The following is a 26,595-nucleotide window of genomic DNA, read 5'->3' as shown; positions in this document are numbered from 1 at the left end:
GGGGTTCGGGATGATCCCCCTTGCTCTTCCGAGCGAACGACGAGGTTCGAACTCGCGACCTCAACCTTGGCAAGGTTGCGCTCTACCAACTGAGCTACGTTCGCCTGTCCTTCCGATCCGCTTGCGCGTCCCGGCGACGTGTTGAACTCTAGCGGATTCCGGGGCCAGTACAAAAACGCGTTTGCGCAGCGTGCTGCGCTGCACCTGCTCACGGGCGTGGCCAGGGCGTCCTCGGGGACACGTCGAGGTCACCATTCGGACACCCGCCATAGACTCGACCGCGTGCACGACCTCCCTCCCCTCGCCCGCTTCGGCACCCGCGTCGCCACCGGCCTCCTCGACGTCACCGGCGATCCCGCGGCCCTGGACTCCACCGGTTTCTGGGCCGTCGCCGCGGACTTCGAGGGCCGTCTGACCTGCGCCCGCTTCAGGGACGTACGGAACGAACCGGTGCCCGCGCCGGTGCCCGGGGCGTGGCACGGGCCCGCCGCCGGTGACTGGACGTCGTCCCTCGACCGCGCCGCGTACACGGCCGGTGTGCGCCGGATCCGGGAGCACATCGCGGCCGGCGAGGTCTACCAGGCGAACCTCTGCCGGGTGCTCACCGCCCCCGTGCCGCCGGACGCCGACGTGGACGCCCTCACCGCGCTGCTCGCCCGCGGCAACCCGGCGCCGTACGCAGGAACGATCCGGCTGCCCGGACACGGGGTCGAGCTCGCCACCGCCTCGCCCGAGCTCTTCCTGCGCCGTGACGGGCGGGTCGTCGAGTCCGGACCGATCAAGGGCACCGGGCGCACCGAGGCCGATCTGCTGGAGAAGGACTACGCCGAGAACGTGATGATCGTGGACCTGGTCCGCAACGACATCGGGCGCGTCTGCGCCACCGGCAGCGTCACCGTCCCCGACCTGTGCGCCGTGGAGAAGCACCCCGGGCTCGTCCACCTCGTCTCCACGGTCCGCGGCGAGCTGCGCGAGGACGCCGGCTGGCCCGAGCTGCTCGACGCGGCCTTCCCGCCGGGCTCGGTCACCGGCGCGCCCAAGTCCAGCGCGCTGCGGATCATCGACGCCCTGGAAACGGCACCGCGCGGCCCCTACTGCGGCGGCATCGGCTGGGTCGACGCCGACCGCGGAACCGGCGAGCTGGCCGTCGGCATCCGTACGTTCTGGATCGACCGCGCGGCCGGGGAGCTCCGCTTCGGCACCGGCGCGGGCATCACCTGGGGCTCCGACCCCGAGGCGGAGTGGCGGGAGACCGAACTGAAGGCGGCCCGGCTGCTCGCGGTAGCGTCGGGCACGTACGAGGTGAGTGGAGAGGGACTGGCAACGTGAAGATCTGGCTCGACGGCGGGCTGCAGGACATCGAGTCCGCCCGCGTCTCCGTCTTCGACCACGGACTGACCGTGGGCGACGGCATCTTCGAGACGGTGAAGGCGACCGACGGGAAGCCGTTCGCGCTGACCCGGCACCTGGACCGGCTGACCCGCTCGGCGCGCGGCCTCGGCCTGCCCGACCCCGACCACGACGAGGTCCGTCGCGCCTGCGCCGCCGTACTGGCGGCCAACCCGATGGCGCTCGGCCGGCTGCGCATCACCTACACCGGCGGCCACGGCCCCCTCGGCTCCGACCGCGGCGAGCATGGCCCGACCCTCGTGGTCGCCCTCGGCGAGACCACCCGCCGCCCCGACTCGACGGCCGTCGTCACGGTCCCCTGGACCCGCAACGAACGCGGCGCCCTCACCGGCCTGAAGACCACCTCGTACGCCGAGAACGTCGTCGCTCTCGCCCGCGCCCACCAACACGGCGCCTCCGAGGCCCTGTTCGCCAACACGGTCGGACAGCTCTGCGAGGGGACGGGCTCGAACGTCTTCGTCGTCCTCGACGGCGAGATCCACACCCCGCCGGTCGCCTCCGGCTGCCTCGCGGGCATCACGCGCGCGCTGACGGTCGAGTGGACCGGCGCCAAGGAGACCGATCTCCCGCTGGACGTCCTGGAGCGGGCGGACGAGGTCTTCCTCACCTCCACCCTGCGCGATGTCCAGGCGGTCCACCGCGTCGACGACCGCGAACTGCCGGGCGCGCCCGGGCCGGTGACCGCGAAGGCGATGCGGGTCTTCGACGAGCGCTCCGGGGACGACCAGGATCCGTGAGAGCCAGCCGATATTTGGCTGACACGGGCGGGTACGGCGGGTAGAACACCCCTGATGACGACGACCCTGCGGCCGACCGAGCCGCTCCAGCACAACGCCGACGGGACGCGGTCGCGCCGCTACCGGGTGTGCGTGAACAGCCGTCCCGTGGGCGGGATACACCTCTCGACCCACCCCGAGTACGGCCTGGGCGTGGCCCGTCTCGCCGAGCTGTACATCGAGGAGCCGGACCGCGGGCGGGGCCGCGGCACGGTGGCCGCGCTCGCCGCCGAGGAGGTCGTCCGGGGCTGGGGCTGCACGCGCATCGAGGTGTCCGTGCCCGGCGGCGCCGAGGCCGCCCTCCGGCTCGCCACGGCACTCGGGTACGTCCGGCGCAGCCGCAACATGGCCAAACGGCTGGACGGGCCCGCGCCGGCACTTCCGGCCGGGAGCGTCGCCCGGCCCATGACCGAGGCCGAGTTCGGGCCCTGGCTCAAGGACGACGAGGCCCGCTTCGCGCAGAGTCTGATCGACCGCGGCGTGCCCGAGGCGGAGGCGCACGCCAAGGCGAAGCAGGGGCAGACCCGCTGGCTGCCGCACGGTCTGGCGACCGAGAACACGCTGATCAGCGTCCTGGAGCACGAGGGCGTACGGGCCGGCACCCTGTGGCTGGGGCTGTGGCCCGAGATGGCGTACGTCCTCAACGTCGAGGTGGACGAGGGCCATCGGGGGCGCGGCCACGGCCGTACGCTGATGCTGCTCGCGGAGGCCCAGGGTGCCGAGGGCGGCAAGGACCGCATCGCCCTCCACGTCTTCGCGGACAACACCCCGGCCGAACGGCTCTACGAGTCCCTCGGCTACGAGACCACCGACCACAACCTGTTCAAGGAACTGCTCTGAGGCTCAGGCCCCTTCGGCCAGCAGCCGGTCGGCGATCTCCTCGATCCGCTCCCGCAGCCCCTTCTGGCTCTTGCCGCCGTCGAGGCGCTCCCCGCCGATGACGTACGTCGGCGTCCCGGTCACGCCGATGGCCTTGCCCTCGGCCTGGTCGGCGTCGACGATCAGCATGTGCCGGCCGTCGATCAGCGCGGTGTCGAACTCGTCGGCGTCCAGCCCGAGTTCGCCGGCGATCTCGACCAGGAGGGGTTCTCCCTTACGGTCCAGCTCCTCGACCCGGCCGAGCACGGCCTCGACGTACTCCCAGCCCTTGCCCTGCTCCAACGCTTCCTCGGCGGCCTGCGCGGCGGCGAAGGCGTGCTTGTGCTTCTCCAGCGGGAAGTGCCGCAGCCGCAGTTCGAGCCGGTCGCCGTAGCGGGCGCGCAGGGCGCTCAGGTCGGCCAGGGCGCTGCGGCAGTCGGGGCACTGGAGTTCGCACCAGACGTCGAGGACGGGCGCGGCGGTGGGCACGGGGGAGGAGTCGCTCATGCGGTCAGTGTCCCAGGTCGGGAGGGGGGTGGACGAATCGGAGGTCGCGGGGCCCGACCGCTGCACGGCCGCGACGGCCCGCGCCCGCGACCCCGATCCACACCCAGGGGTGGGCGCGGGACCGGCACCTGCGGAGGAGCCGACCCGGAGATGTCCCTGATGTCCGCCCGAGGCATGGCCCGGCGGGGTCCGGGCGGTGCAGGATGGAAGGGACGAAAAGTGCCCGCTCGCCGAGGACTGCCTAGGACTGCCTGGAGGACCGGATGATTGCCGAGACCGTCTGTTCCGCCGCCGCCGCGGCCGGCCTGGGCATCGCGGCGGTCACGGCGTACCGAAAGCGGTTCCTCGCGGCCGCCCGCCTGGCCGCCTACTCGCTGGTGCCGCTCGGTCTGGTGATGACCGGGACCGTGCAGTGGCTGGCGGACACCGCCTTCAGCCCGACGGCCTGGGCGGGCTTCGGTGTGCTCGGCGCTGCCTGGCTGCTGTTCTCCAGCACGCGCGCGGTGGAGCGCCGCCGCGGCGGCACCCGCAAGGAGCGCAAGGAGGCCAAGGCCGCGGCACAACGAGGCGCGGTGGCTCCGACGGCGTCGGCGCCCTCGCTCGGCCCGGGCACCCGCCCGGCGACCCGGCCCGCGACCGCGCCCCGCTCCGAGTCCGCCGAGGACTTCAGTGACATCGAGGCGATCCTGAAGAAGCACGGCATATGACCGGCGCATGACGACTGAAACGACACAGTGGATCATCGCGCCGCACCGAAGTGATCAAGACCCGAACCGGACATCACGGAATTCGGCGAACTCCCGCTCATTCCGGGCGTGTTGATCGCGCCAGGTGGCCAGTCTGCGCCATCATCGGCGCGAGATGCTGGACACGACACAAGGCGAAACCGCGCCGCCGAAGGACGAGCCGCGCGGGTGCCTCTTCGCCCTTTCCCAGCCACCGCTGATGATCTTCCTGGCGGTGATCGGGTGTCTGCTGCTCATGGCCTCGTTGCACGATCTGCTGATGCTGTGAGCCGTACCCGTGATCCCCGGCGCCACCCGTCGGGGATCACGTCGACGCCGCCTGGGCCGTGTCAGCCCGCGGCCTCCTTGCGCCGCGCCCGGTAGGCGGCCACATGCAGCCGGTTCCCGCAGGTACGGCTGTCGCAGTACCGCCGCGAGCGATTGCGGGACAGGTCCACGAAGGCGCGCCGGCAGTCCGGCGCCTCGCAGCGGCGCAGCCGCTCCTGCTCACCGGCGACCACGAAGAAGGCCAGCGCCATTCCGCAGTCGGCCGCGAGGTGGTCGGCGACGGACGCGCCGGGCGCGAAGTAGTGCACATGCCAGTCGTAGCCGTCGTGGTCGGTCAGACGGGGCGTGGTGCCCGCCGCGGCGACGAGCTCGTTGATCTGACCGGCCGCGGTGCGGGCGTCGGGCGCCGCGAAGACCGTGGCGAACCGCCCGCGGATCTTCCGCACGGCCGACAGGTCGAACTCCGACAGCAGCCCGACATCGCTGACTTCGTGGTTTCGTACGAAATCCGTCAGAGCAGCGACGTCCGGCAGTCCGTCCGGTGTGGTGTCGTCCTCCGGCGCGGTGTTCACCAGATCCACCACGGTGTCGAGGGCGCACCGGGTGTCGTGGGTGATCAGCACGTTTCGCTCCCTGGCCTGTGGGTCGGGCGCAAGCCCGCCGATGCTGGCCGATGGTAATTGGTTTCGCCGGAGCAGGGGCCGATCACGGTCCCGGTGGGATCCCGCCCGGCGCGCGGTGGACGCGGACATGCCGACGCCGTCCCGGTGCGGGACGGCGTCGGCATGTTCCCTATGCGGTTGTTCTGGCCCGAGCCGTCACCCCGAGTCGACGGCGCCGGGCGGCTTGTGGGGCCTCGCCCTCAGCTCTCCGCCAGGATGTGGGAGAGCTCCTGATCGAGGTCGAAATGCCGGTGTTCCGTGCCGGGGGGCACGGCGGCGTCCGTCCGCTTCAGGAAGGACTCGAGGGCTCGCGCCGGGGCTTCCAGCAGGGCCTCGCCCTCCGGGGAGCTCAGGGCGATGCACACGACGCCCTGACCGTGGCTGCGCGACGGCCAGACACGGACGTCGCCGGTGCCGGTGGGCCGGTGCAGGCCTTCCGCGAGGAGGTCGCGGGCGAACACCCACTCGACGGTCTCCTCGGCTCCGGTGTGGAAGGTGGCGTGCACGGCGTAGGGGTCGGCCGTGTCGTACCGCAGGCCTGCGGGGACAGGCAGGGAGGACTCGCTCGACACAACGAGGCGCAGGTGCAGCTCGCAGCTGACCGTGGTGTTCATAAGCGCCAGGGCCTTTCGCTCAGTGTGCGCTCGGGGATTCGCACGTCGGCGAAATCGACATGCCACCTACGGTGCCGTTGTAAACCCCTCTGAGTGTTTTGCGTGCCTTTACGTAACTCTTCCGGCCGAGAGGCCCTTCGCACCCTACGGCCATTCCGGTGACTGGTTTCCGCTCAGTAAAGTAAGGTAAAGTTTGGCCGTATGAATACGGGGAGTAGCGGAACCGAGGGCTCGTCGGGCGAGGTCGCCGTGGCATCGGAAGAGGCGGAGCCGGACGAGGCGGGGAGCGAGCGGGGGCTCGGTTCCAGGGCGCCGGAGTTCATCAAGCGGCGTCGCGCACTGCATCTGAGCTGGCAGGTCGGCGTCTTCGTGATCGGCCTCGCCGTTGTGGCCGCCGGCATCGTCATGCTGCCCCTGCCCGGACCGGGCTGGGTCGTGATCTTCGCCGGCATGGCGATCTGGGCCACCGAGTTCGTCTGGGCCCAGCTGGTGCTCCGCTGGACCAAGCGCAAGGTCACCGAGGCGGCGCAGAAGGCCCTCGACCCCAAGGTGCGGCGCCGCAACATCACGCTGACGGCGATCGGCCTGACGATCGTGGCCGTCCTGGTCGGCGTCTACCTCTGGAAGTTCGGCTTCGTGATGCCCTGGAAGATCGAGGACCAGTGATCCGCGCGGAGGGTGCGGAGGCACCCCCTGACATGGGGTAATGTTCTTCCTGCGTCCGGGCGATTAGCTCAGTGGGAGAGCGCTTCGTTCACACCGAAGAGGTCACTGGTTCGAACCCAGTATCGCCCACCCGGAGACGGCGGCCCACCTGCATCAGTGCAGGTGGGCCGCCGTCGTGTTGCGTGCGTGGGTACGGCGCCCCGCCGTCACCCCCGGTAGCCGGTGACGCCGTTCGACCACGCACCCACCGTCCCTCACCGGACACCCCGTCAACTCCCCGGCGCCGGGACCGGTTTCGGCCGTACGCCCATCACGCCCGGCAGGCCGGTTTCCGTTCGGCCCGCCGACCGTGCGCCCCTCACCTGCGACTTCGCGCACATTGCCACGCCGACCCACCTCCCGCCGCCGCCCGGCCTCTTTGTGAACCCACAAGAAATTCCTGTCCGAATCATTGACGCACCCCGAGGCCCTCCGTAACTTGTGCCAGCAAGCGCTTACTTGAAACGATTCATGCAGGCGGCGACGATGCCGGGAGGGCCCGACTGTGGGAACCAGCAGGAATGTTGAGAGGCGTACGATCCTCAAGGCCGCCGGGGCCGGAGCGGCCACGCTGGGGCTGGCCGCGACGACCGGGTGCGGGGGGAACAGCGGCACGTCCGCCGACGGGACGGTGACGATCCGTTACTCGTGGTGGGGGGCCGACGAGCGGGCCAAGAAGATCAACCAGACCATCAAGCTCTTCGAGAAGAAGTATCCGAAGATCAAGGTGAAGACGGACTTCCAGGACTACGTCTCTTTCTGGGAGAAGTTCCAGACGCAGGCCTCGGGCGGAAATCCGCCGGACGTTTTCCAAAACGCCGTCACATTCCTTAGGAAGTACGACAAGAGAAGCGTTCTGCTCGACCTCAAGTCGCAGATCGACGCCGGCAATCTCAGCCTCGACAACTTCCGGGCCGGCGTCACCAAGGTCGGCGAGGTCGACGGCAAGCAGCTCGGCGTCCCGGTCGGCTCCAACACCATGGCGCTGGTCATCGACAAGAAGGTCTTCCAGAAGGCCGGCGTCGATCCGCAGGCCGGCTGGACCTGGGACGACTACTTCAAGGCCCTCAAGACCATCCACGACAAGACCAAGGTCCCAGGTGACACGGGCTACTTCAGCATCATGTACCTGTACGACCTGTACCTGCGGCAGAACGGAAAGGCCTTCTACACCAAGGACGGCCTCGGCTTCGACAAGGCCGATCTGACGGAGTGGTGGCAGGACGGCTACAACCGGACCAAGGCCGGGATCATCACCGACCCCAAGATCGTCGCGCAGGACCGCCCCAAGTCCTCGCTGTCCGCCGGGCACGGGGCCTCCGAATTCACCTGGGACAACTTCACCGTCCGCTACTCGGCCGAGGGTGACAGCGAATACGGCCTCGCGCCGATCCCCACCATGGACGGCAAGCACACCGGCCAGTACCTCGCCTCGCTGATGCTGAGCGGCTCCGCGCGCACCCAGCACCCCAAGGAAGTCGCCCAGTTCATCGACTTCATGGTCCACGACCCCGAGGTCGGCAAGATCATGGGCTACGACCGCGGCATCCTCGCGAGCACCGAGCAGTACGACGCCTTCAAGCCGACGGACACCGTCAACAAGGAGATCGCGCAGTACGAGACCGACACCGCCAAGGCCGGTGTCCTCGGCACGATCACGCCGCACCCCTCCGGCGCCGACACCATCGAGGCCGCCTTCCTGCGCATCGGCGGCGACCTGGGCCTCGGCAAGGTCAAGACCTCCGACGCGGTGAAGCAGTTCTTCGACGAGGCACAGGCCGCCTTCCAGGCCTGACCCGGACCGCACCGGAAACGATGGGGAAGCACCGTGACGCTCGTCAAGGACTCACCGACCGCCACCCGGAAGGTCCGCTCCGCCGCCCCCGCCGCCGTCAAGCGGCGGGGCCGCCGGGAGAACCTCGCCGGCTACCTCTTCATGTCTCCGTGGATCGCGGGCTTCCTGCTGCTGACCGCGGGCCCCATGGTCGCCTCGCTCTACTTCGCGTTCACCGACTACAACCTCTTCAACACCCCGAAGTGGGTCGGGCTCGACAACTTCACCAAGATGTTCGACGACCCGCGCTGGCAGAAGTCGGTCGAGGTGACGGCGAAATACGTCATCATCGGCACGCCCCTCAAACTGCTGCTCGCCCTCGGAGTCGCGCTGCTGCTCGCTCAGAGCCGCCGAGGCCAGGCCTTCTACCGGGCCGCGTTCTACGCCCCCTCGCTCATCGGCGCGAGCGTCTCCGTCGCCTTCGTCTGGCGGTCGATCTTCTCCGACGACGCCGTCGTGGACCGTACGCTGTCCGCTTTCGGCATCCACGCGGGCGGCTGGGTCGGCAACCCCGACTGGATCCTCTACTGCCTGGTCGCGCTCACCGTCTGGCAGTTCGGCGCGCCCATGGTCATCTTCCTGGCCGGGCTCAAGCAGGTGCCGAGGGAGCTGTACGAGGCGGCCGAGATGGACGGGGCCGGGCCCTTCCGGCGCTTCTGGAACATCACCCTGCCGATGATCTCCCCGGTGCTCTTCTTCAACATCCTGCTGGAGACCATCCACTCCTTCCAGATCTTCGGCTCCGCCTACGTCGTCTCCAACACGTACTGCGGTCCGGCCGACGCCACGCTCGTCTACACCTGCTACCTCTACCAACAGGGCTTCAAGAACGCCCAGATGGGCTTCGCCTCCGCGATGGCCTGGATGCTGCTGCTCGCTGTGGCCCTGGTGACCGCCGTCCTGTTCTGGTCGCAGAAGAAGTGGGTGCACTACGAGAACGACACAGAGGACGCCCGATGAGCGCGACCACCACCAAACCCCTGTCCCTGAACCGCAGGCGGACCGGCTCGCTCGCCTGGCACATCGGCTCGCTACTGGTGCTCGCCGTCGTCCTCTACCCGGTCCTGTGGGTGATCGGCGCGTCCTTCAAGCCCAGCAAGGACATCATCAACAGCCTCCAGCTGTTCCCGTCCCACCCGATCCTGGCGAACTTCAAGGGCCTCGCCGACGGCATCGCCGACATCTCCATCTGGACCTTCTTCCAGAACTCCCTCTTCTACGCCGGCGGCGCCGTCGTCGGCATCCTGATCTCCTGCTCCCTGACGGCGTACGCCTTCGCCAAGATCAGGTTCGCCGGCCGCAACCTCCTCTTCTCCCTGATGATCGGCACGCTCCTGCTGCCGTACCACGTGCTGCTCATCCCGCAGTACGTGATGTTCCAGAAGCTGGAGCTGATCAACACCTATGTGCCGCTGCTGCTCGGCAAGTACCTGGCCACGGAGGCGTTCTTCGTGTTCCTCATGGTGCAGTTCATGCGCAACCTGCCGAGGGAATTGGACGAGGCGGCGCGCATCGACGGCTGCGGGCACTTCCGGATCTACTGGTCGATCGTGCTGCCGCTGTGCCGGCCCGCGCTCATCACCAGCGCCATCTTCACCTTCATCAACGCCTGGAACGACTTCATGGGCCCGCTGATCTACCTCAACGAACCCGGCAAGTACACCGTCTCCCTCGGCATGATGATGTTCCGCGACTCCGACGGCGTCGCCGCCAACTACGGCGGTCTCATCGCGATGTCCCTGGTCGCGCTGCTGCCCGTACTGCTCTTCTTCCTCGCCTTCCAGCGCTATCTGATCGACGGAATGGCGACCTCCGGACTGAAGGGCTGAGGCGGTCGTCATGGCCCAGGTGCGAGTGAAGCCACGTAAGGAGTCGTTCCTGGCGGAACGGTTCGCCGTGTTCGCCGAGTGTCTGCTGACCGGGGTGTGGATCGCGGTCGCGTCGCTGGGCGTGGTCACCTACCCGGCGGCCTTCGCCGCCGGCGCCCGGCATCTGCGGCGGCGGACGGCTCACCAGGGCGGTGGCTGGCGGGAGTTCGTGAGTGACTTCCGTACGGCTGCGCGCGGCGGGTGGGTCGTCGGGCTCGGCGGGTGGGCCGCGGTGGCGGTGGCCTGGGTGGACGTCCAGGCGGTGCGTGCCGGGATTCCGGGCGGGCCGCTGGTCGGGGCCGTCGGGCTGTTCGCGCTGATCGGGGCCGCCGTGGCCGGGCTGCGCGCGGCGGCGGTCTGGGCGCCGGGGGAGCGGTGGCGGGCGCTGCTCGCTGCCGCCGGGCGGCGGACCGTGCTCGATCCTGCCGGGTCCTTCTTGATCATCGGCGGGCTGGCTCTGGTCGGGCTGTCCGCCTGGATTGTCGCGCCGTTGGCGGTTCCTGTGGTGGGGGCCGTTGTGGCGGCTGCTGTTGCTGTGGAGGAGCGGCGGCGGCTTCGGTGAGGGCCGCACCAGTGGTATGTGACATACCACTGATGGCCCCTCCTGGTGCAATGTGACATACCACTGTGACCTACATCTGTCATGCCCCTGACCACCCGCACCTTGGATAGGAAAGGCCGACCCAAATGTCTCCCATCCCCCGCAGGTCCCTCCTCAAGGCCGCCGCCGTCGCCGGAGCCGCCGCGCAGTTCAGCTGGGCGCTCGGTGCCAAGGACGCTCAGGCCGCGCCCAGAGCCGAGGCCGCCGACGCCGAGCCGGTGACCCTGGACTGGCTGGAGGACGGCGGTCTGGGCGCCGCCCCCGGTTCGACCGTCGGTGTGCCCTGGCCCAAGGGCGTGTACCAGCCCGACCAGGCCTTCGCCGTCACGGACGCCGACGGCAAGGCCGTACCCGTGCAGTCCTGGCCGATCGCCTACTGGCCGGACGGATCCCTCAAGTGGTCGGCGCACGCGGTGAGTTCGGGCACCGGCAAGCTCACCCTCGCCGCCGGCGATTCGGCCGCCCCCGACCGGAAGGTCACCGTCGACAAGAGCGGCGGCACGATCGACGTGTCGACCGGCGTCATCACGGCGAAGATCGGCAAGAACGGCTCGACCATCGTCAAGTCCGTGACCCGCGGCTCGACCGAGATCGCCAAGAACGGCCGGCTCGTCCTCATCCGCCAGCCGGAGATCGAGGACGAGGACCAGGGCACGGTGAAGACCGAGCGCTTCGACGGGGCGATCGGCGCGGTGACCGTCGAACAGGACGGGCCCGTACGGGCGGTGGTGCGCATCGACGGCAAGCACCGCAAGGGCGACCGGAGCTGGCTGCCGTTCTCGATCCGGCTGTACTTCTACGCGGGCGCCGACTCCTTCCGGATGGTGCACACCATCACGTACGACGGCACACAGGAACCGGGCAAGGCGAGCGGGGACTTCATCCGCGGGCTCGGCGTGCGCTTCGACGTGCCGATGCGGGACGAGTCGTACGACCGCCACATCCGCATCGGCGGCGAGGGCACCGGCCTGCTGCGGGAGGCCGTCAAGGGCATCACCGGTCTGCGCCGCGACCCGGGCGCGGCCGTACAGGCGGCGCAGTACGCCGGGCAGAAGCTGCCCGACCCGTCCACCTGGGACCAGCGGGTGACCACCCGCCTGCAGTACATCCCCGAGTGGGGCGACTACACGCTCTCCCAGCTCTCCGCCGACGGCTTCACGCTGCGCAAACGCACCAAGAAGGGGTACGGCTGGATCGGCGCCGGCGGTGGCAAGCGGGCGTCCGGGTTCGGTTACGTCGGCGGCGCGAGCGGCGGATTCTCCTTCGGGCTGCGGGACTTCTGGGAGAAGTACCCGGCGCAGCTCGACATCCGGGACGTGCACACGGACTCCGCCGAGGTCACCCTCTGGCTCTGGTCGCCCGAGGCGCAGCCCATGGACCTGCGCTTCTACCACGACGGCATGGGCCAGGACACGTACGCCGAGCAGCTCGAAGGCCTCAACATCACCTACGAGGACTACGAGCCGGAGTTCGGCACCCCGTACGGCATCGCCCGTACCTCCGAACTCCTCTTCTGGGCCAACGAGTCGACGCCGACGCCCGGGACGCTGGCCCAACAGGTCGAGGCCGTACGGGTGTTGCCGCAGCTCGCCGCGCCGCCCAAGCAGCTCATCAAGGCGAAGGTGTTCGGGCCGGGGCTGTACTCCGAGCCGGACCGCTCCACGCCGGCCAAGGCGAAGATCGAGGACCACCTCGACTTCCTCTTCACCTACTACAAGGACCAGGTGGAGCAACGGCGTTGGTACGGCTTCTGGGACTACGGCGACATCATGCACACCTATGACACGGTGCGGCACGTGTGGCGGTACGACATCGGCGGCTACGCCTGGGACAACTCCGAGCTGTCGCCGGACCTCTGGCTGTGGTTCGCGTACCTCAGAAGCGGCCGCTCCGACATCTTCCGGTTCGCCGAGGCGATGACCCGGCACACCGGCGAGGTCGACGTCTACCACATCGGGCAGTGGGCCGGGCTCGGCACCCGGCACGGGGTGCAGCACTACGCCGACAGCGCCAAGCAGCAGCGCATCGCCAACACGACGTACCGGCGCTACTACTACTTCCTCACCGCGGACGAGCGGGTCGGCGACCTCATGCACGCCAATGTCGACTCCGACGAGACGTTCCTCGTCCTGGACCCGCAGCGCAAGGTGCGGACCGACCCGTACACACCGGACCGGCACGCCCTGTCGATCGGGTTCGGTACGGACTGGAGCGGGCTCGTGTCGGCCTGGCTGACCGAGTGGGAGCGCAAGGGGCCCAAGTGGGAGAAGGCCAAGGCACGGGTGCTGTCGACGATGGAGGGCATCGCCGCGCAGCCCAACGGCTTTGTGCAGGGCAGCGGGCTGTACGACCTCGACACCGGGAAGTTCGCCGTCGCGACGACCCCGGTGGTCGGCGTCTCGCACCTGTCCGCTGTCTTCGGGCTCAATGAACTCTGCGCCGAGTTGATCGACTTGGTCGACATGCCGAAGTTCAACGAGGCGTACTTCGACTACTGCCGCTACTTCAACGCCACGAAGGCCGAGCAGAAGGCGCGCTACGGCTCGGACTTCGGGACGCTGCTGCTCTTCCAGGGGCACTCGCGGCTCGACGCGTACGCCGCCGTGCAGACGGGGGACGCGACGCTCGCCAAGCGGGCCTGGACGAAGTTCTACAGCTCGGACGGCTACATGGAGTCGTCGCCGTGGAAGACGGAGAAGGTGACCGGGCCGATGGCCCTGGTCGCGGGCAGCGAGGCGAGCTGGGTGTCCACCAACGACACGGCGCTGTACGGGCTCGCCGCGATTGAGAATCTGGCGCTGCTCGGCGACAAGATGCCCTCGTAGCGGGCTAGTTCATCCTTCCCAGCACCTCCCGCACCCGTCGGACGTCCCTGATGCGCCGCTCGTACGTGGCACCCAGGGCCAGCAGCAGGAAGCCGGCGAGCGCGGGAGGTGCCCAGCGGGGGAGTGCGTCGGTCATCTGGACCAGATACGGGGCCAGTTCGTGCAGGGCGTCCAGGACCAGGACCGAGCCGCCGAGCACGAGCGGGGCCTGGAGGCGGTGGCGGGCGCCCAGCAGGGTGATCAGCAGGGCGGCCGTGCCCAGCAGCAGGGGGCGGGTCCAGTGGGGGTCGTCCCAGGCCGCGGCGAGGCTCGGCAGCAGGGTGGCGGTGAGTCCGGGGGCGTACGCCGTCCAGGACGAGGTCCGCGGGGCGCGGTGCCCGCGGAGGGCGCCGACCAGCAGCGCCGGGACGGTGACCGGCAGGGTGTAGGCCTCCGGGGCGCCGACGTCCCAGGCCGCCAGCCGTACCCAGGCGGCCAGGACGAAGAGGGCGGCGGCCGCGTAACCGACGGCGCGGCGGTCGGGGCGTACGGCCATGGCGGCGGCGATCACTCCGCAGAGGGCCAGGACCAGCGCGAGCATCGGCGGGTCGGTGATCGCGAGGCCGACGGCGAGGAGCGCGGCGGTCGCGCCCGTCACCTCGACCGGCACGCGCGCGTGCGCGAGGCGGGGAGCCAGGAGGGCCGCCGTCGCCGGGATCGTCAGGACCAGCAGCGCCGTGTACTGCGGTGACCAGCCCGCCGCCGCGCCCGTAGCGCAGGTGAGTGCGGTGCCGTACACGAAGGCCATCGGTGCCGAGACCGGGGTCAGGTGTGGTCGCAGGGACGCCGTGGCGAACAGGGCGGTGAGGACGGGCAGCAGCGTGAGGGTGGCCGCCTCGGAGGGCAGCGCGAGGAAGGCCAGGACGATGGGGGTGGTGAGGGCGAGGGTTGTCGCGAGGAGGGGGCGGGGGAGGAAGGCGGCGGCCGCGAGGGCCGCGGCGGTGGTGAGGGTCGGCAGCAACAGGGCGATTGGGTAGGGGAGTTGGAGGGTCGGGGCGACTGCCATGACGGTCGCCCAGATGAGGATCGTGGCCCCGGCCGTGGCCTGTCGGCGCCAGGTGTCGGAGCGGGCCAGGAGGAGGAGTACGGCTGCCACGACCGCCGGCGCGAGCAGCAGCTGCGCGGGGTGCGGCGGCCACGGCGTGTCCACGGTCACGGCGGCCCGGGCGTCCGTCGGCACGCCGGACCAGGCCCGCCCCGTCCACCCCAGCGGGCCCAGCAGGGCGACGCCGACCAGCGGCAGCGCACAGGTGACGGCGAGCGCCTGGACGCCGGTGGAGGCGTGGACGAGTCCGCGCCGGACGGTCGCGGGCAACGGGGTCCACAGCGCCGCCAACAGCGCGACACCGCAGGCCAGATACCCCGGCACGGTCCAGCCGCCGGGCAGTGCCGCCCGGAGCAGACCCCCGCCCGCCGCCACCAGGAGCAGGCCACCGACGACGGCGTTGACGCCTGCCGCGATGCCGCCGGGCGTGCTGTTCGGGGCCGTCTCCGTGTCCCTCGCCGCCAGGCGTTCCCAACGCCAGGCGGCCCCCACCGCGATCGCCGCCCCAAGAGTGAGGAGCGCCGCCGCACGGGCGGCGGCGCTCGGGCCGGCTGCGTCCCAGGTGAGCCAGCCGGCCGTCAGTGCGCCCCACGCGCCCGTGCCGTACGCGCCGAGGGCGGCGACGAACCGTACGGACCTGGCGGTGCTGTGGAGCGCCACAGCTGTGTCGATCCCGGCCGTCAGGAGGAGCGCGGCCGTGATGCCGTGGGCGCCCGCGTCGGCGGCGATCGCCCAGAGGAGCAGGGGGAGTTGGGCCACGGCCACCGCCGCGGGCAGCGGCAGGCGCAGACGCCCGCCCGTTGCCCCGAGAACGCGGTCGTACGCCGTCCAGGCGGTGGCCAGCGCTGCGGTGGCCGCTGCCGCGTACGAAGTGCCGCCCGCCGCCGCGAACGCGGTCTCGTGCAGCGCGTACGAGTCCAGGGCCGTCAGCGCCAGGCCCAGCCCGGCCACCGACTCGGCGGTCGAGCGCAGCCCGCGGCGCAGCAGCGGCACGGGGGCCGCCAGGACGGCGAGGGTGAGGGCGCCGAGCACGAGGGCCCGCCCGGTGATGCCCAGGTGCCCCCAGCTGACCAGCGTGAACACCATCGCGGCGATGGTGAGCAGGACACCGCCGAGCAGGAGCAGCATGTTCTGCACGCGCGGTGCCGAGGCCTCCGGCCGGGGCGGCTGCGCGGGCCGTGGCGGTCCTGCGGGCATCTGCGCGGAGGACTGCAGGGTCGAGACCAGCCAGGCTCGGCGGTTGAGCAGCTGGAGCCTGCGGGCGTCCAGCTGCCACAGCTCGGCGTCGAGGAGCCTCAACTCCTCCGCCGGGGGCGGCACATGCGTCATGACTCGGAGTGTGGTCCGGGTCACGTCGTACGACATGAGTGCGGGTACTCAGTACGTACTCACTTCCCGGGCAGACTGCCCCCATGGACTGGACGCACTACCGCTTCCGCAGCCTCTGGGCGCTGTCCGCGTCGCCCGCCACCGTGTACGAGGTGCTGGAGCGGGCCGAGGACTACCCCCACTGGTGGCCCCAGGTGCGGGAGGTCGCCCGGCTCGACGACTCCAGCGGGAACATCAGGATCCGGTCGGTACTGCCGTACGACCTGCGGTTCACCGCGCGCGAGACGCGGCGCGACCCGGAGGCGGGCGTGCTGGAGATCGCCATGACCGGCGATGTCGAAGGGTGGGCCCGCTGGACGATCACGGTGCACGGGGACGGGGCCCTCGCGCGTTACGAACAGGTCGTCGACGTGCACAAGCCGCTGCTCAGGCGCCTCGCCGTACCCGGGCGGCCGCTGTTCCGGGCGAACCACCGGCTGATGATGCGGGCCGGACGGCGTGGACTGGCCGGGTACTTGGAAGCGGTTTGAAGGAAACCCGCGGAGACCTGTATGGTTCAGTGCGTTCCCGGGCGATTAGCTCAGTGGGAGAGCGCTTCGTTCACACCGAAGAGGTCACTGGTTCGAACCCAGTATCGCCCACCGGGAAAGAGCCGGTCCGCATGATGCGGACCGGCTCTTCTTGTGTGCTCGCGACCGGGTTACGCTTCCGATCTTCGTGGGGGCTGGGGAGGCCCCCGTGACGATTGGGGGGTTGTTTCCTTGAGTGCCGCGAAAGGCAGGAGACCCGGGCCGGTCAGGACGATGGGCCGGAGGCGCAGGGCCTTCACCTGGGTGAAGTTCTTCTTCCTCGTACTTGCGCTCGGTTTCGTCGTCGGGCTGTTCCGGACGAGCGGGAACGTGGAGCGCGTCAACACGATGTGGGTGGGCGCCGAGGTGGCCGCCGACGGCAGCATGCGGGTCACCGAGGTCATCGACTACGACTTCGGCGACCCGGACACCACCCGGCACGGCATCTACCGCGACCTGCCGGATCTCGTGTACGACGAGGACTACGCCAAGGTCGTCGTCAGCATGGACGGCCACCGGGTGCCCTGGGAACTCGACATCGGCAACCACTACGAGAAGCCCGACGGCCAGCGCGAGATCGCCACCCGGATCAAGGTGGGCGACCCGGACGGCTCCGTCAGCGGAGTGCACCGGTACCGGGTCCAGTACACGCTCACGGACGCGGTGAAGAAGGGCAGGGTCGCCTGGGACGCCGTCGGCATCGGATGGCAGGTCGACCGCTCCGACGTCGAGGTCCATGTCGTGGCCCCGTACCAACTCACCGGTACCCGCTGCGTGCACGGCACCGACGGCTCCGAGGACCCCTGTGCCGTGCGCACGTCCCGGCCCGGCAGCCTCGACGTCACCCTCGGCAGGCTCCGCGGACACGAGGGCGTCACGCTGTACGCCACCCGCGGTCAGAAGCTGACCGGAGGGCGGCCCGCGCTACCCGCGGCGCCTTCCGGGAAGGCCGTCGGCGCGAGCGTCCGGAGCTGGCAGCAAGTCGCCCTGTTCGCAGTGGGTTTCACGCTGCTGTGCGGCGCCGCGACCGTCGGGCTGCTGCGCTTCCTCGGCCGTGACCGGATCGCCGGGGACACACCCGGCCGGACGCGGCGCGTCTCCCTGGAACGGCGCGCCGCCTCGCTCACCCCGTCCCGCGTGCCCCCGGAGGGCCTGACCCCGGCCCAGGGCGGGATCCTGCTCGCCGAGCGTGTCGAGGAGCACCACAAGGTGGCCTGGCTGCTCGGCGCGGCGATCGACGGGCACATCACGATCGAGGGCAGCGAGCTACACCCCACCCTCAGACGTCGTGACCCGGCCGACGCACCGGTCGACCCGGTCGCCAGGGTCGTGTTCGGCAGCATCTTCTCGGGGCGCGACTCGGTCACGTTGGGTCTGCGTGACCCCCAGTTCCGGTCGGCCTGGGGGAGCCTGCAGCACGAACTGACCACCTGGCAGGAGGGCAGCGGCCTGTGGGACGAGGCCGCCGCCCGCCGCGCCCGCCTCGGCCGCCCGGTCGGCACCGCCGCGACCCTGTTCGGCTTCGTCGTGAGCGGCCTCGGCGCCTGGCTGGACGGCGGCCGGAACGGGGCCGGCCTGCCCGTCCTCCTGGCGGGCCTGATCGCCGTGGGCGCCGGGTTCGCGCTGCGGCTGCGCTCCTGGGAGCTGGAGATCCGCAGCCCTCGAGGCACCGAACTCTGGCTGAAGACCGAGGCGTTCCGCCGCTACCTCATGGACCCGGCCGCGCACGCGGGCGACGAGCCGCTCGACGCGGAACAGCTGGAGCTGAACACCGCGTGGGCGGTCGCACTGGACGTGGCCTATGTGTGGAACAGCGCCGTCGCCGGCTCCACGGTCGCTCCCGGACGCCGCTCGACCCTCACCTCGGGCTTCACCACCGGCTTCGCCCTCGGCCTGATCACCGCCTCCTCGTCCTCCAGCGCCGCACCGCCCTCAAGCGGCGGCGGTGGCGGAGGAGGTGGGGGCGGAGGCGGCGGTGGCGGCTCCTGGTGAGCTCGCCGGTGCAGCGGAGGCGCCCGCTCCGACGGGCGCCTCCCACACCGTTCTTACGCCCGCCCTGCTTACGCCGCCGCCGGCAGGTCCGGCCGCAGCGGCCACTCTGTGTTCACGATCTCCGGTGTGCCGCTCTTGGTGAACCACGCCTGCAGACCGCGCGCCTGGGCGGCGTGCCACGTCGTCTGCAGGGTGTGCAGCTCGGCGGGGGAGAGGCGTTCGAGGCGGGCCGCGAAACGGCGCCCCAGCGCTCGTACGACGTCCAGCGCGGCCAGCGCGTCGGCCCCCGCGTCGTGCGCGCCCTCCAGCGTCACGCCGTAGTGCGCGCACAGGTCGGTCAGGGTGCGGCGGCCCTTGCGGTAGCGGTCGAGGTGCTTGTCCAGGACCCGGGGATCGAGCACTCGCAGTGCCGAGCCCTCGAACCAGCGGTCCAGCGAGGACGCGCGATGGCGGCGCAGCTCGCGGTCGAGGAGGGTCAGGTCGAAGGGCGCGTTCATCACGACCAACGGGCGGGCCATCGCCGCCTGTTCGGCCAGTGCCTCCGCTATCTCGTACATCACCGGCGCCGGCCAGCGGCCGTTGCGCTGCAGGTGTTCGTCCGTCAGCCCGTGCACCGCCGTCGCCCCTTCGGGGACGGGCACACCCGGGTTGACCAGCCAACGGGTCACCCGGGGCCGGGTGCCCGGGGCGTCCTGGACGACGACGGCGGCCGACACGATCCGGTCGGTCTCGACGTCAACGCCCGTGGTCTCCGTGTCGAAAGCGGCCAGGGGCCCCTCGTACCAGCACGTCATGCCTACACAACTCCTCGTTCACCCACGGCAGCTGACGTCCCGTCTTCTGCCTGTTTGGTGATACCCGGGCTGTTTGCGCACTACGCCGGAAGGACACAACAGGAGTACGGGTCTTTGCAGTTCAGCGGCCCGACGCGGGGATTCACTTGGCTTGGAAGGCTGTTTGGTCATGGCGATAGCGCAGCCCGAGCGGGGCGGGCTGCTGCCCGAACGCACGGGCCCCCTTCGCGGCACACTCGCCACCACCGCCTGCATGGAGACACTGCAGGTGGGATATCTGCACGCCGTCGCCGCGGCGGCCGGCTGCTCGCTGTCGCAACCCTTTCCGGACAACGGCATCGACTGGCACGTCAGTCACGGCTCACCCGGGCACACCGTCGACGACGAGGTGACCATCAAGGTGCAGCTGAAGTGCACGTATCAGATCGCGCCCAATCCTTCCGGACGCTTCTTCTCCTTCACGCTGGACAACGACCATCTGCGCAAGCTCGCGCGCACGCCGGTCTCGGTGCACAAGATCCTCGTTGTGATGATCGTCCCCCGGTCCCAGGACCAGTGGCTCAGAGCCGGACACGACCGGCTCGACCTGCGGCACTGCTGCTACTGGGTCAACCTGGCCGGGCATCCGATCACCGGCCGGACCCGGACCACCGTGCGGATACCGACCTCACGCATCTTCGACGACCGAGCGCTGTGCGAGATCATGACGCGGGTCGGGACGGGAGGCAGACCATGACGCACCGCCCCCTGGAGGAGCCAGTACGGCCGGTGAGGCCGCACCCCGACGACATCGCCGGCGCGGCCTGGCACCGGCCCCCCGAGCCCGACGAGGTCGACCCGGCCGTGCTGAGCGCCCTGCTGCACCGGCACGGCTGGCAGCGCCGCGGCGGCGCCGCCGGACGGTACGGCCGCTGGACCCCACCGGGGCCCGGCGGCAGCGCTACGAGCCTGCTCGTGCCCGAGAGCCGGGCCTTCCCCGACAGCGACGACCTGCTCGGCGAGGCGCTCGTCGCCCTGGCCCGCAGCGGCACGCCCTCCGCCCGCGAGGTGCTGGTCGGACTCGCCGTGCCCAGCGACGAGATCCGCTGGTGGCGGGATGTACCGACCGGCCCGGCCGACTCCGCGCCCTGGGTCGTCGAGGAACAACTGCGCGCCGCCGCCCGCCAGATGCTGCTCGCGGGCGCACTCGCCACGCGCGCGCGTGCGGGCTACTACGGCGCCCGGCACCGCCGCGCCGCCGCCGCGCAGCTGGAGAACGTCCTGGTCGGCTCCGCGACCGGCGGCGACCGCCTGACCGCCTTCGTGCCCGTCGGGACCGGGCGCCCGCTCGCCGTACGCCTCCATCAGGCGCTGTACGCGGCCCGCGAGGCCATCGACTACCAGCGGGCCACTGGCGGCATGGACGCCTTCGACGGCGCCGTCGAGGCCGGCGTCAGCCGGGAGCTCACCGAGGCGCTGATCGCCCTCGTGCGCGGCACCGAGGGCGCCCGGATCGGCGTGCAGTGGGCGCCCGCCGCCGGGGTGCCCGAGGACTGCGCGGCCACCGCCGAGCCCGTCGAGTTCTCGCCGGGCGACCTGCCCGTGCTGCGCGAGGCCGGCGCCCGCTATCTGCGCGACGAACCGTCGGTGCCCGTCCGGATCACCGGCACGGTGGTACGGCTGCGCAGGTCGGGCACGCGCGGGGACGGCAGCGTACGGCTGCGGGTGATCGCCGGGGCCGAGATACCGCACGTCCGCATCACCCTGGACGAGGAGGACTACCGCATCGCAGGGCACGCCCACCTGGTGGGGCTGCCGGTGCGGGTGCACGGGCGGCTGGAGAGCCGGGGCGGCTTCCGGCGGCTGACCGGCGCCTCCGGGGTCGTACCGGTGCAGGTGGACGAGGCGGAGCGGGACCGGCTGATGAAGTCGCTGCACGAGAACCTGGACTTCTTCGAGGAGGCGTGCAGCGGGGACGACTGCGACTGAGCCCCGACTGTGGGTGACCGTTTCGCGGTCGGCGGGTCGGGGTCGGTACGATCCCCTATTGCGCGCGCTCCTGGTATGGCGCCGCACCCACCTTCAGTCAGGAGAGACCGGTGTCAGACGTCCGTGTGATCATCCAACGCGATTCCGAGCGGGAAGAGCGCGTGGTGACGACGGGCACTACGGCCGCCGAGCTCTTCGCCGGCGAGCGCTCGGTCATCGCCGCGCGCGTGGCGGGTGAGCTCAAGGACCTGGCGTACTCGCCGGCCGAGGGCGAGGTCGTGGAGCCGGTGGAGATCACCTCCGAGGACGGCCTCAACATCCTGCGCCACTCCACCGCGCACGTGATGGCGCAGGCCGTGCAGGAGTTGTTCCCCGAGGCCAAGCTGGGCATCGGCCCGCCGGTCAAGGACGGCTTCTACTACGACTTCGACGTCGAGAAGCCGTTCACGCCCGAGGATCTCAAGGCCATCGAGAAGAAGATGCAGGAGATCCAGAAGCGGGGGCAGCGCTTCTCGCGCCGCGTGGTGACCGACGAGGCCGCCCGCGAGGAGCTGGCGAACGAGCCGTACAAGCTCGAACTGATCGGCCTCAAGGGCTCGGCGTCGCACGACGACGGCGCGGACGTCGAGGTCGGCGCCGGTGAGCTGACGATCTACGACAACCTGGACGCCAAGACCGGCGAGCTGTGCTGGAAGGACCTCTGCCGCGGTCCCCACCTGCCCTCGACCCGCCTGATCCCGGCGTTCAAGCTGATGCGCAACGCGGCCGCCTACTGGCGCGGCAGCGAGAAGAACCCGATGCTCCAGCGCATCTACGGCACCGCCTGGCCCTCCAAGGACGAGCTGAAGGCGTACCTCGACTTCCTCGCCGAGGCCGAGAAGCGCGACCACCGCAAGCTGGGCAACGAGCTGGACCTCTTCTCGATCCCCGAGCAGATCGGCTCCGGCCTCGCCGTCTTCCACCCCAAGGGCGGCATCATCCGCCGGGTCATGGAGGACTACTCGCGCCGTCGGCACGAGGAGGAGGGCTACGAGTTCGTCTACACCCCGCACGCGACGAAGGGGAAGCTCTTCGAGACGTCCGGGCACCTGGACTGGTACGCCGACGGCATGTACCCGCCCATGCAGCTCGACGAGGGCGTGGACTACTACCTCAAGCCCATGAACTGCCCGATGCACAACCTGATCTTCGACGCGCGCGGCCGCTCCTACCGCGAACTGCCGCTGCGCCTCTTCGAGTTCGGGACCGTGTACCGGTACGAGAAGTCGGGCGTGGTGCACGGTCTGACCCGTGCCCGTGGCTTCACGCAGGACGACGCGCACATCTACTGCACCCGTGAGCAGATGTCTGAGGAGCTCGACAAGACGCTCACCTTCGTCCTCGGCCTGCTGCGCGACTACGGTCTGACCGACTTCTACCTGGAGCTGTCCACCAAGGACCCGGAGAAGTTCGTCGGCACCGACGAGGTCTGGGAGGAGGCCACGGAGACCCTCCGCCAGGTCGCCGAGAAGCAGGGCCTGCCCCTGGTCCCGGACCCGGGCGGCGCCGCCTTCTACGGCCCGAAGATCTCCGTCCAGACCAAGGACGCGATCGGCCGCACCTGGCAGATGTCGACGATCCAGCTTGACTTCAACCTGCCGGAGCGCTTCGACCTGGAGTACACGGGTCCGGACGGCTCCAAGCAGCGCCCGGTCATGATCCACCGCGCGCTCTTCGGCTCGATCGAGCGCTTCTTCGCCGTCCTCCTGGAGCACTACGCGGGCGCCTTCCCGGCGTGGTTGGCCCCGGTGCAGGCGGTCGGCATCCCGATCGGCGACGGGCACGTCGAGTACCTGGAGAAGTTCGCCGCCGAGGCCAAGAAGAAGGGCCTGCGGGTCGAGGTGGACTCCTCCTCCGACCGGATGCAGAAGAAGATCCGCAACGCCCAGAAGCAGAAGGTGCCCTTCATGGTCATCGCGGGCGACGAGGACATGTCCAACAACTCGGTGTCCTTCCGCTACCGCGACGGCTCGCAGGAGAACGGCATCCCGTTCGACGAGGCCATCGCGAAGATCGTGAAGGTCGTGGAGGAGCGCGCGCAGGTCTGATCCGGTACGGATCCGAGGGCCCCCGGGAAGTCAGCTTCCCGGGGGCCTCCTGTCGTCCTCCCGGGCGAAGACCTGCAGCAGCCAGGAGGCGAAGGTGCCGGTCACCGCGCCCAGCAGGGCCAGGCCGATGGCCATCATCCCGACCGCGATCAGGCGGCCCAGCCCCGTCACCGGGGTGATGTCCCCGTACCCCACGGTCGTGAGCGTTGCGCAGGTCCACCAGACGGCGTCCCCGAACGACCGCATCGACGCGCCTGGCGCCCCGCGTTCCTGCTGGTAGACGGCGAGGGCGCCGGCGAAACCGAGCAGTACCGTGGCCAGTCCGGAGTACGCGATCACGCGCGCGTGCAGGGCGAGCCGCGGCCTGCCGTGCCGGCGCTGCACGGCCTCGTAGACCCTGACGATCCGCAGCGGCCGCAGCAGCGGCAGCAGGAGCACCACCGTGTCCAGCCAGTGCGTCCGTACGAAGCGCAGCCGCTGTCCGCTCAGCCGCCAGGACACCGCGTAGTCGACGGCGAAGAGCGCCCAGGAGGTCAGCAGTACCGCGAGACACAGGTCCTGCCACGCGTCGTGCAGGCCGGGGGACAGGACCCGGACCGCGTACGAGGCGAGGAAGGCCAGCGACGCCAGCGCCAGCGGCAGCTCGGTGCGCTGCTGCCAGCGGGCCACTCGACTGTCATCGTCCACTGCCCCAGCTTCGCCCGGCCGGCTTTTCCCGCAACCCCGGCGACACGCCGCGAACGGGCGACGCCATATGCTGCACTTCATGACGAGTGAGCCGGAGCAGCAGCTGGGAGTGGGGATCCAGGACGCCTTCCAGCGTCTGTGGACGCCCCATCGGATGGCGTACATCCAGGGTGAGAACAAGCCGACCGGCCCGGGTGCCGACGACGGCTGCCCCTTCTGCTCGATTCCGGCCAAGTCCGACGAGGACGGGCTGGTCGTCCGCCGCGGTGAGCACGTCTACGCCGTCCTGAACCTCTACCCCTACAACGGCGGCCACCTCATGGTCGTCCCCTACCGCCACGTCGCCGACTACACGGACCTCACGGACGCGGAGACGATCGAGCTGGCGGCTCTCACCAAGCAGGCGATGACGGCCCTGCGCACCGCCTCCGGCGCCCACGGCTTCAACATCGGCATGAACCAGGGCACGGTCGCCGGCGCCGGGATCGCGGCCCACCTCCACCAGCACATCGTCCCGCGCTGGGGAGGCGACACGAACTTCATGCCGGTGGTGGGGCATACGCGTGTGCTGCCGCAGCTGCTGGCGGACACCCGGAAGATGCTGGCGGAGGCCTGGCCCAGCGAGTGACTTCCGCTCACGCGTCGTAGACGTCGGCCTTCTTGGGCGACGCGTCCTGAACGTTCGTCGACAGGAACGCCGACCGCGTGCCGAACTTGTCCGTGTCCACGCCGTTCTCCCCGAGCACCCGTATCGCCGCCGCGTGCACGACGCGCAGCACCGGCGTGGCCGCGCGCAGCGCGTCGTCCGCCATGAAGCGGTGCCGCCAGGGCTGATCCGCCCACGCGTGCCGCAGGCCGAACGGCTCGGGCAGGCCTATCGTGCCGCCGAGCCAGTTGAGCAGCGGCGGGTACCAGCTGATCGGCGCCCGCACGGCCAGCCGTACGACCTCGTCGGTGTTGACCAGGGGGAGGGCCACCTTCCGGGTCTCCCACGGCTTGAAGGACTTCTGGACCTCCTTCGTGGGCGCCTCCGGCTTGCTGGTGAACAGCGGGTTCACCGGACCGAGCGCGTGCCCGGTGATCTCGATGCGCAGCGTCTGGTGCAGCACGGTCACCGTGATCATCATGGTGATGACCAGCTGCCCGTCCCACAGCGTCCACTGCACGCCCAGGTAGTGCCGGTCGCCCGCGCCGAACTGCTGCTTGTTGCAGATGTCCTGTATCGCGTGCGACTTGACCTGGTAGGCCTCCACGTCGGTGCCCTCGGGCCGGGACACCGCCTTCGCGCCCTCCCCGATCGGCGTGACGATCCAGTGCCGGACCGAAGGCGTCGGGAAACCACCGGTGTTGATGGTGTTGCGCTCCAGCATGCGCAGGTCGTCGTGGATCGCCCGGATCACGTCCCAGCTGCGGAACGGGTGGATCTCCCGCGTCGGGTCGGCCGAGACCAGGTCCTCCGCGAGCTGCCAGCTGCCCCAGCGCGTGCCCATGCCGAGGATGCCCTTGGGGCCGGCGTAGAACACGGAGTTCGACTGCTGCTCGGCGGCGAGCTTGGCCAGGGACTGGCGCAGCGCGTCCGCCTTGGTCTCACCGGGGCTGGTCGGCACCGCCTCGGGCACCTTCGCGCCGACGCTGCTGCCGGCCAGCAGGCTGTCCCAGCGCTCGCGCAGGTCCTTCGCCGTGCGCTCGCAGATCTGCTTGGCCCAGAACCAGCCGATGACCGGCATGACGACGCACGCACGCGCGTACCACGCCCAGAAGCCGGTGAACGGCATCCTGATCAGGAAGAGCACCGCGAGCGCGCCCACCGCCACCAGCAGGGTCGTCGCCAGGGCACCGGCCCGCTTGTCCTCGCGCTTGGCGACGGTCGTACGGATCTGGAAGATCAGCAGCCAGACCAGGAGCCCGGGCAGGAACAGCAGGCCGCACAGCACCATGACGATCGAGAGCAGGTTGTCCCGGTCCTTGCGGATGTTGTTCGCCGCGAGGGCGTGCTCCACGACGACCTGCGGCTCGGCGCCGAAGGACTGGATCAGCGGCTTGCGGCCGGGCCCGATCATGCGGTCCGCGACCGCCCGGGAGTAGGCCTCGCCGAGGTTCGGCCGGAAGATCTTCGCCCAGGGGCGGCCCGGCTTGACCTCGGTCTGGTGCCACTCGTTGTCGGCCTTCTTTATGTCCGCGACCGGGTTGTCCCGGTAGGCGGCGGAGGCCAGGGCGTACGTCGCCGTCTGCCCCTCGTCGCCGGTGCGGGGCACCTGTGGGCCGAAGATGTCCCCGTAGCCGCTCTCAACGGTCATTCCCGCCCCCGATCGCCGTCGGACGTCGCCTCTGCGGCTCTTCCCGACTTCCTTGCTCCGCACACCTGTTGATCAGGTCATCGTGGTGATCCCGTGACAACTTGATCACGTCATC

At 70.4% G+C, this 26,595-nt stretch carries 24 protein-coding genes and 3 tRNA genes; 19 read left to right on the top strand and 8 right to left on the bottom strand.

From position 1 onward, the window contains the following. Positions 1-31: 31 nt before the first annotated feature. Positions 32-104, bottom strand: a tRNA-Gly gene (locus tag ABZ848_RS31220). A gap of 178 nt (positions 105-282) precedes the next feature. On the opposite strand from ABZ848_RS31220, the gene ABZ848_RS31215 reads away from it, so the two are divergent. From ABZ848_RS31215 to ABZ848_RS31205, 3 genes are read left to right on the top strand one after another with little or no spacing between them, the layout of a single operon-like run. Then, complete coding sequence (locus tag ABZ848_RS31215; protein ID WP_360837294.1) at positions 283-1,329, top strand: chorismate-binding protein; 1,047 nt, start codon at positions 283-285, stop codon at positions 1,327-1,329. Continuing rightward, on the top strand, positions 1,326-2,147 hold the full coding sequence (locus tag ABZ848_RS31210) for an aminodeoxychorismate lyase (protein WP_360837293.1): 822 nt from the start codon (positions 1,326-1,328) through the stop codon (positions 2,145-2,147). The genes ABZ848_RS31215 and ABZ848_RS31210 overlap by 4 nt, the downstream gene beginning before the upstream one ends. 54 nt (positions 2,148-2,201) lie before the next feature. Next, complete coding sequence (locus ABZ848_RS31205; RefSeq protein ID WP_360837291.1) at positions 2,202-3,026, top strand: GNAT family N-acetyltransferase; 825 nt, start codon at positions 2,202-2,204, stop codon at positions 3,024-3,026. A gap of 3 nt (positions 3,027-3,029) precedes the next feature. On the opposite strand, the gene ABZ848_RS31200 is transcribed toward ABZ848_RS31205, so the two are convergent. Beyond that, positions 3,030-3,551: a DsbA family protein gene (locus ABZ848_RS31200; RefSeq protein ID WP_360837290.1), complete on the bottom strand. Its 522-nt coding sequence runs from the start codon at positions 3,549-3,551 to the stop codon at positions 3,030-3,032. 263 nt (positions 3,552-3,814) lie between these two features. Between ABZ848_RS31200 and ABZ848_RS31195 the strand changes: the two genes are divergently transcribed. Next, positions 3,815-4,258: a hypothetical protein gene (locus ABZ848_RS31195; protein ID WP_360837288.1), complete on the top strand. Its 444-nt coding sequence runs from the start codon at positions 3,815-3,817 to the stop codon at positions 4,256-4,258. A gap of 124 nt (positions 4,259-4,382) precedes the next feature. Next, positions 4,383-4,565, top strand: coding sequence for a hypothetical protein (locus ABZ848_RS31190; RefSeq protein ID WP_360837490.1), 183 nt, complete (start codon positions 4,383-4,385; stop codon positions 4,563-4,565). A gap of 61 nt (positions 4,566-4,626) precedes the next feature. Here ABZ848_RS31190 and ABZ848_RS31185 read toward each other — a convergent pair whose 3' ends face one another. After that, positions 4,627-5,187, bottom strand: coding sequence for a CGNR zinc finger domain-containing protein (locus ABZ848_RS31185; RefSeq protein ID WP_360837286.1), 561 nt, complete (start codon positions 5,185-5,187; stop codon positions 4,627-4,629). Positions 5,188-5,426: 239 nt separating this feature from the next. Further along, the gene (locus tag ABZ848_RS31180) at positions 5,427-5,840 is read right to left on the bottom strand and encodes an SsgA family sporulation/cell division regulator (protein ID WP_004002642.1); all 414 of its coding nucleotides are present in this window, start codon (positions 5,838-5,840) and stop codon (positions 5,427-5,429) included. Between the two features lie 201 nt (positions 5,841-6,041). Between ABZ848_RS31180 and ABZ848_RS31175 the strand changes: the two genes are divergently transcribed. The 7 genes from ABZ848_RS31175 to ABZ848_RS31145 all read left to right on the top strand — a co-directional run bounded on the left by ABZ848_RS31175 (position 6,042) and on the right by ABZ848_RS31145 (position 13,673). After that, a complete protein-coding gene (locus tag ABZ848_RS31175; RefSeq protein ID WP_360837285.1) occupies positions 6,042-6,506 on the top strand; it encodes a TIGR02611 family protein in 465 nt (154 codons plus the stop codon). Between the two features lie 57 nt (positions 6,507-6,563). Continuing rightward, positions 6,564-6,635 (top strand) — tRNA-Val (locus ABZ848_RS31170). Between the two features lie 415 nt (positions 6,636-7,050). Then, a complete protein-coding gene (locus tag ABZ848_RS31165; RefSeq protein WP_360837283.1) occupies positions 7,051-8,340 on the top strand; it encodes an extracellular solute-binding protein in 1,290 nt (429 codons plus the stop codon). A gap of 33 nt (positions 8,341-8,373) precedes the next feature. After that, positions 8,374-9,339: a sugar ABC transporter permease gene (locus ABZ848_RS31160; protein ID WP_360837281.1), complete on the top strand. Its 966-nt coding sequence runs from the start codon at positions 8,374-8,376 to the stop codon at positions 9,337-9,339. Next, positions 9,336-10,208: a carbohydrate ABC transporter permease gene (locus ABZ848_RS31155; protein WP_360837280.1), complete on the top strand. Its 873-nt coding sequence runs from the start codon at positions 9,336-9,338 to the stop codon at positions 10,206-10,208. Before ABZ848_RS31160 ends, ABZ848_RS31155 begins: the two co-directional genes overlap by 4 nt. 10 nt (positions 10,209-10,218) lie before the next feature. Next, on the top strand, positions 10,219-10,809 hold the full coding sequence (locus ABZ848_RS31150) for a hypothetical protein (RefSeq protein WP_360837278.1): 591 nt from the start codon (positions 10,219-10,221) through the stop codon (positions 10,807-10,809). 125 nt (positions 10,810-10,934) lie between these two features. Beyond that, positions 10,935-13,673 carry a Tat pathway signal sequence domain protein gene (locus tag ABZ848_RS31145; protein ID WP_360837276.1) on the top strand — a complete coding sequence of 913 codons (2,739 nt, stop codon included), beginning with the start codon at positions 10,935-10,937 and terminating at the stop codon, positions 13,671-13,673. A gap of 4 nt (positions 13,674-13,677) precedes the next feature. On the opposite strand, the gene ABZ848_RS31140 is transcribed toward ABZ848_RS31145, so the two are convergent. After that, positions 13,678-16,122 (bottom strand): hypothetical protein, encoded by a 2,445-nt coding sequence (locus ABZ848_RS31140; RefSeq protein ID WP_360837274.1) that lies wholly within the window; start codon positions 16,120-16,122, stop codon positions 13,678-13,680. A 47-nt stretch (positions 16,123-16,169) separates the two neighbouring features. Between ABZ848_RS31140 and ABZ848_RS31135 the strand changes: the two genes are divergently transcribed. The 3 genes from ABZ848_RS31135 (at position 16,170) to ABZ848_RS31125 (ending at position 18,647) form a co-directional block, all read left to right on the top strand. Beyond that, positions 16,170-16,616: an SRPBCC family protein gene (locus ABZ848_RS31135; protein ID WP_360837272.1), complete on the top strand. Its 447-nt coding sequence runs from the start codon at positions 16,170-16,172 to the stop codon at positions 16,614-16,616. Between the two features lie 39 nt (positions 16,617-16,655). Next, positions 16,656-16,727: transfer RNA gene (locus ABZ848_RS31130), tRNA-Val, on the top strand. 162 nt (positions 16,728-16,889) lie between these two features. Continuing rightward, positions 16,890-18,647: a DUF2207 domain-containing protein gene (locus ABZ848_RS31125; protein ID WP_360837270.1), complete on the top strand. Its 1,758-nt coding sequence runs from the start codon at positions 16,890-16,892 to the stop codon at positions 18,645-18,647. 68 nt (positions 18,648-18,715) lie between these two features. On the opposite strand, the gene ABZ848_RS31120 is transcribed toward ABZ848_RS31125, so the two are convergent. Continuing rightward, entirely contained in the window at positions 18,716-19,441 is a 726-nt protein-coding gene (locus ABZ848_RS31120; RefSeq protein WP_360837268.1) for a 3'-5' exonuclease, read from the bottom strand. Between the two features lie 169 nt (positions 19,442-19,610). Between ABZ848_RS31120 and ABZ848_RS31115 the strand changes: the two genes are divergently transcribed. The 3 genes from ABZ848_RS31115 to thrS all read left to right on the top strand — a co-directional run bounded on the left by ABZ848_RS31115 (position 19,611) and on the right by thrS (position 23,496). Further along, the gene (locus ABZ848_RS31115; protein WP_360837266.1) at positions 19,611-20,177 is read left to right on the top strand and encodes a DUF4365 domain-containing protein; all 567 of its coding nucleotides are present in this window, start codon (positions 19,611-19,613) and stop codon (positions 20,175-20,177) included. Continuing rightward, a complete protein-coding gene (locus ABZ848_RS31110) occupies positions 20,174-21,409 on the top strand; it encodes a hypothetical protein (RefSeq protein WP_360837264.1) in 1,236 nt (411 codons plus the stop codon). The genes ABZ848_RS31115 and ABZ848_RS31110 overlap by 4 nt, the downstream gene beginning before the upstream one ends. Before the next feature lie 110 nt (positions 21,410-21,519). Continuing rightward, positions 21,520-23,496 carry a threonine--tRNA ligase gene (gene thrS / locus ABZ848_RS31105; RefSeq protein ID WP_360837263.1) on the top strand — a complete coding sequence of 659 codons (1,977 nt, stop codon included), beginning with the start codon at positions 21,520-21,522 and terminating at the stop codon, positions 23,494-23,496. Between the two features lie 30 nt (positions 23,497-23,526). Here the strand turns inward: thrS and ABZ848_RS31100 are convergent, their stop codons facing one another. Then, entirely contained in the window at positions 23,527-24,183 is a 657-nt protein-coding gene (locus tag ABZ848_RS31100; protein ID WP_360837261.1) for an ion channel, read from the bottom strand. A 67-nt stretch (positions 24,184-24,250) separates the two neighbouring features. Here ABZ848_RS31100 and ABZ848_RS31095 point away from each other — a divergent pair, with 67 nt between their 5' ends. Beyond that, positions 24,251-24,811, top strand: a complete 561-nt coding sequence (locus ABZ848_RS31095; protein ID WP_360837259.1) for an HIT domain-containing protein — start codon at positions 24,251-24,253, stop codon at positions 24,809-24,811. Between the two features lie 7 nt (positions 24,812-24,818). On the opposite strand, the gene ABZ848_RS31090 is transcribed toward ABZ848_RS31095, so the two are convergent. Beyond that, positions 24,819-26,480: a hypothetical protein gene (locus ABZ848_RS31090; protein WP_360837257.1), complete on the bottom strand. Its 1,662-nt coding sequence runs from the start codon at positions 26,478-26,480 to the stop codon at positions 24,819-24,821. Between the last annotated feature and the right edge of the window lie 115 nt (positions 26,481-26,595).

This window comes from Streptomyces sp. NPDC047081 (assembly GCF_040643775.1).
Classification (GTDB): Bacteria; Actinomycetota; Actinomycetes; order Streptomycetales; family Streptomycetaceae; genus Streptomyces.
Note: the sequence above shows the minus strand (reverse complement) of the source record. Positions and strands in the feature narration are given on the sequence as shown.

What these genes read in the sequence shown, in the direction of transcription:
- ABZ848_RS31205 (WP_360837291.1), top strand. Translation starts at nt 2,202, where the DNA reads ATGACGACGACCCTGCGGCCGACCGAGCCGCTCCAGCACAACGCCGAC.
- ABZ848_RS31200 (WP_360837290.1), bottom strand. Translation starts at nt 3,551, where the DNA reads ATGAGCGACTCCTCCCCCGTGCCCACCGCCGCGCCCGTCCTCGACGTC.
- ABZ848_RS31135 (WP_360837272.1), top strand. Translation starts at nt 16,170, where the DNA reads ATGGACTGGACGCACTACCGCTTCCGCAGCCTCTGGGCGCTGTCCGCG.
- ABZ848_RS31175 (WP_360837285.1), top strand. Translation starts at nt 6,042, where the DNA reads ATGAATACGGGGAGTAGCGGAACCGAGGGCTCGTCGGGCGAGGTCGCC.
- ABZ848_RS31195 (WP_360837288.1), top strand. Translation starts at nt 3,815, where the DNA reads ATGATTGCCGAGACCGTCTGTTCCGCCGCCGCCGCGGCCGGCCTGGGC.
- ABZ848_RS31180 (WP_004002642.1), bottom strand. Translation starts at nt 5,840, where the DNA reads ATGAACACCACGGTCAGCTGCGAGCTGCACCTGCGCCTCGTTGTGTCG.
- ABZ848_RS31125 (WP_360837270.1), top strand. Translation starts at nt 16,890, where the DNA reads ATGGGCCGGAGGCGCAGGGCCTTCACCTGGGTGAAGTTCTTCTTCCTC.
- ABZ848_RS31155 (WP_360837280.1), top strand. Translation starts at nt 9,336, where the DNA reads ATGAGCGCGACCACCACCAAACCCCTGTCCCTGAACCGCAGGCGGACC.
- ABZ848_RS31145 (WP_360837276.1), top strand. Translation starts at nt 10,935, where the DNA reads ATGTCTCCCATCCCCCGCAGGTCCCTCCTCAAGGCCGCCGCCGTCGCC.
- ABZ848_RS31120 (WP_360837268.1), bottom strand. Translation starts at nt 19,441, where the DNA reads ATGACGTGCTGGTACGAGGGGCCCCTGGCCGCTTTCGACACGGAGACC.
- ABZ848_RS31140 (WP_360837274.1), bottom strand. Translation starts at nt 16,122, where the DNA reads ATGTCGTACGACGTGACCCGGACCACACTCCGAGTCATGACGCATGTG.
- ABZ848_RS31090 (WP_360837257.1), bottom strand. Translation starts at nt 26,480, where the DNA reads ATGACCGTTGAGAGCGGCTACGGGGACATCTTCGGCCCACAGGTGCCC.
- ABZ848_RS31115 (WP_360837266.1), top strand. Translation starts at nt 19,611, where the DNA reads ATGGCGATAGCGCAGCCCGAGCGGGGCGGGCTGCTGCCCGAACGCACG.
- ABZ848_RS31110 (WP_360837264.1), top strand. Translation starts at nt 20,174, where the DNA reads ATGACGCACCGCCCCCTGGAGGAGCCAGTACGGCCGGTGAGGCCGCAC.
- ABZ848_RS31095 (WP_360837259.1), top strand. Translation starts at nt 24,251, where the DNA reads ATGCTGCACTTCATGACGAGTGAGCCGGAGCAGCAGCTGGGAGTGGGG.
- ABZ848_RS31150 (WP_360837278.1), top strand. Translation starts at nt 10,219, where the DNA reads ATGGCCCAGGTGCGAGTGAAGCCACGTAAGGAGTCGTTCCTGGCGGAA.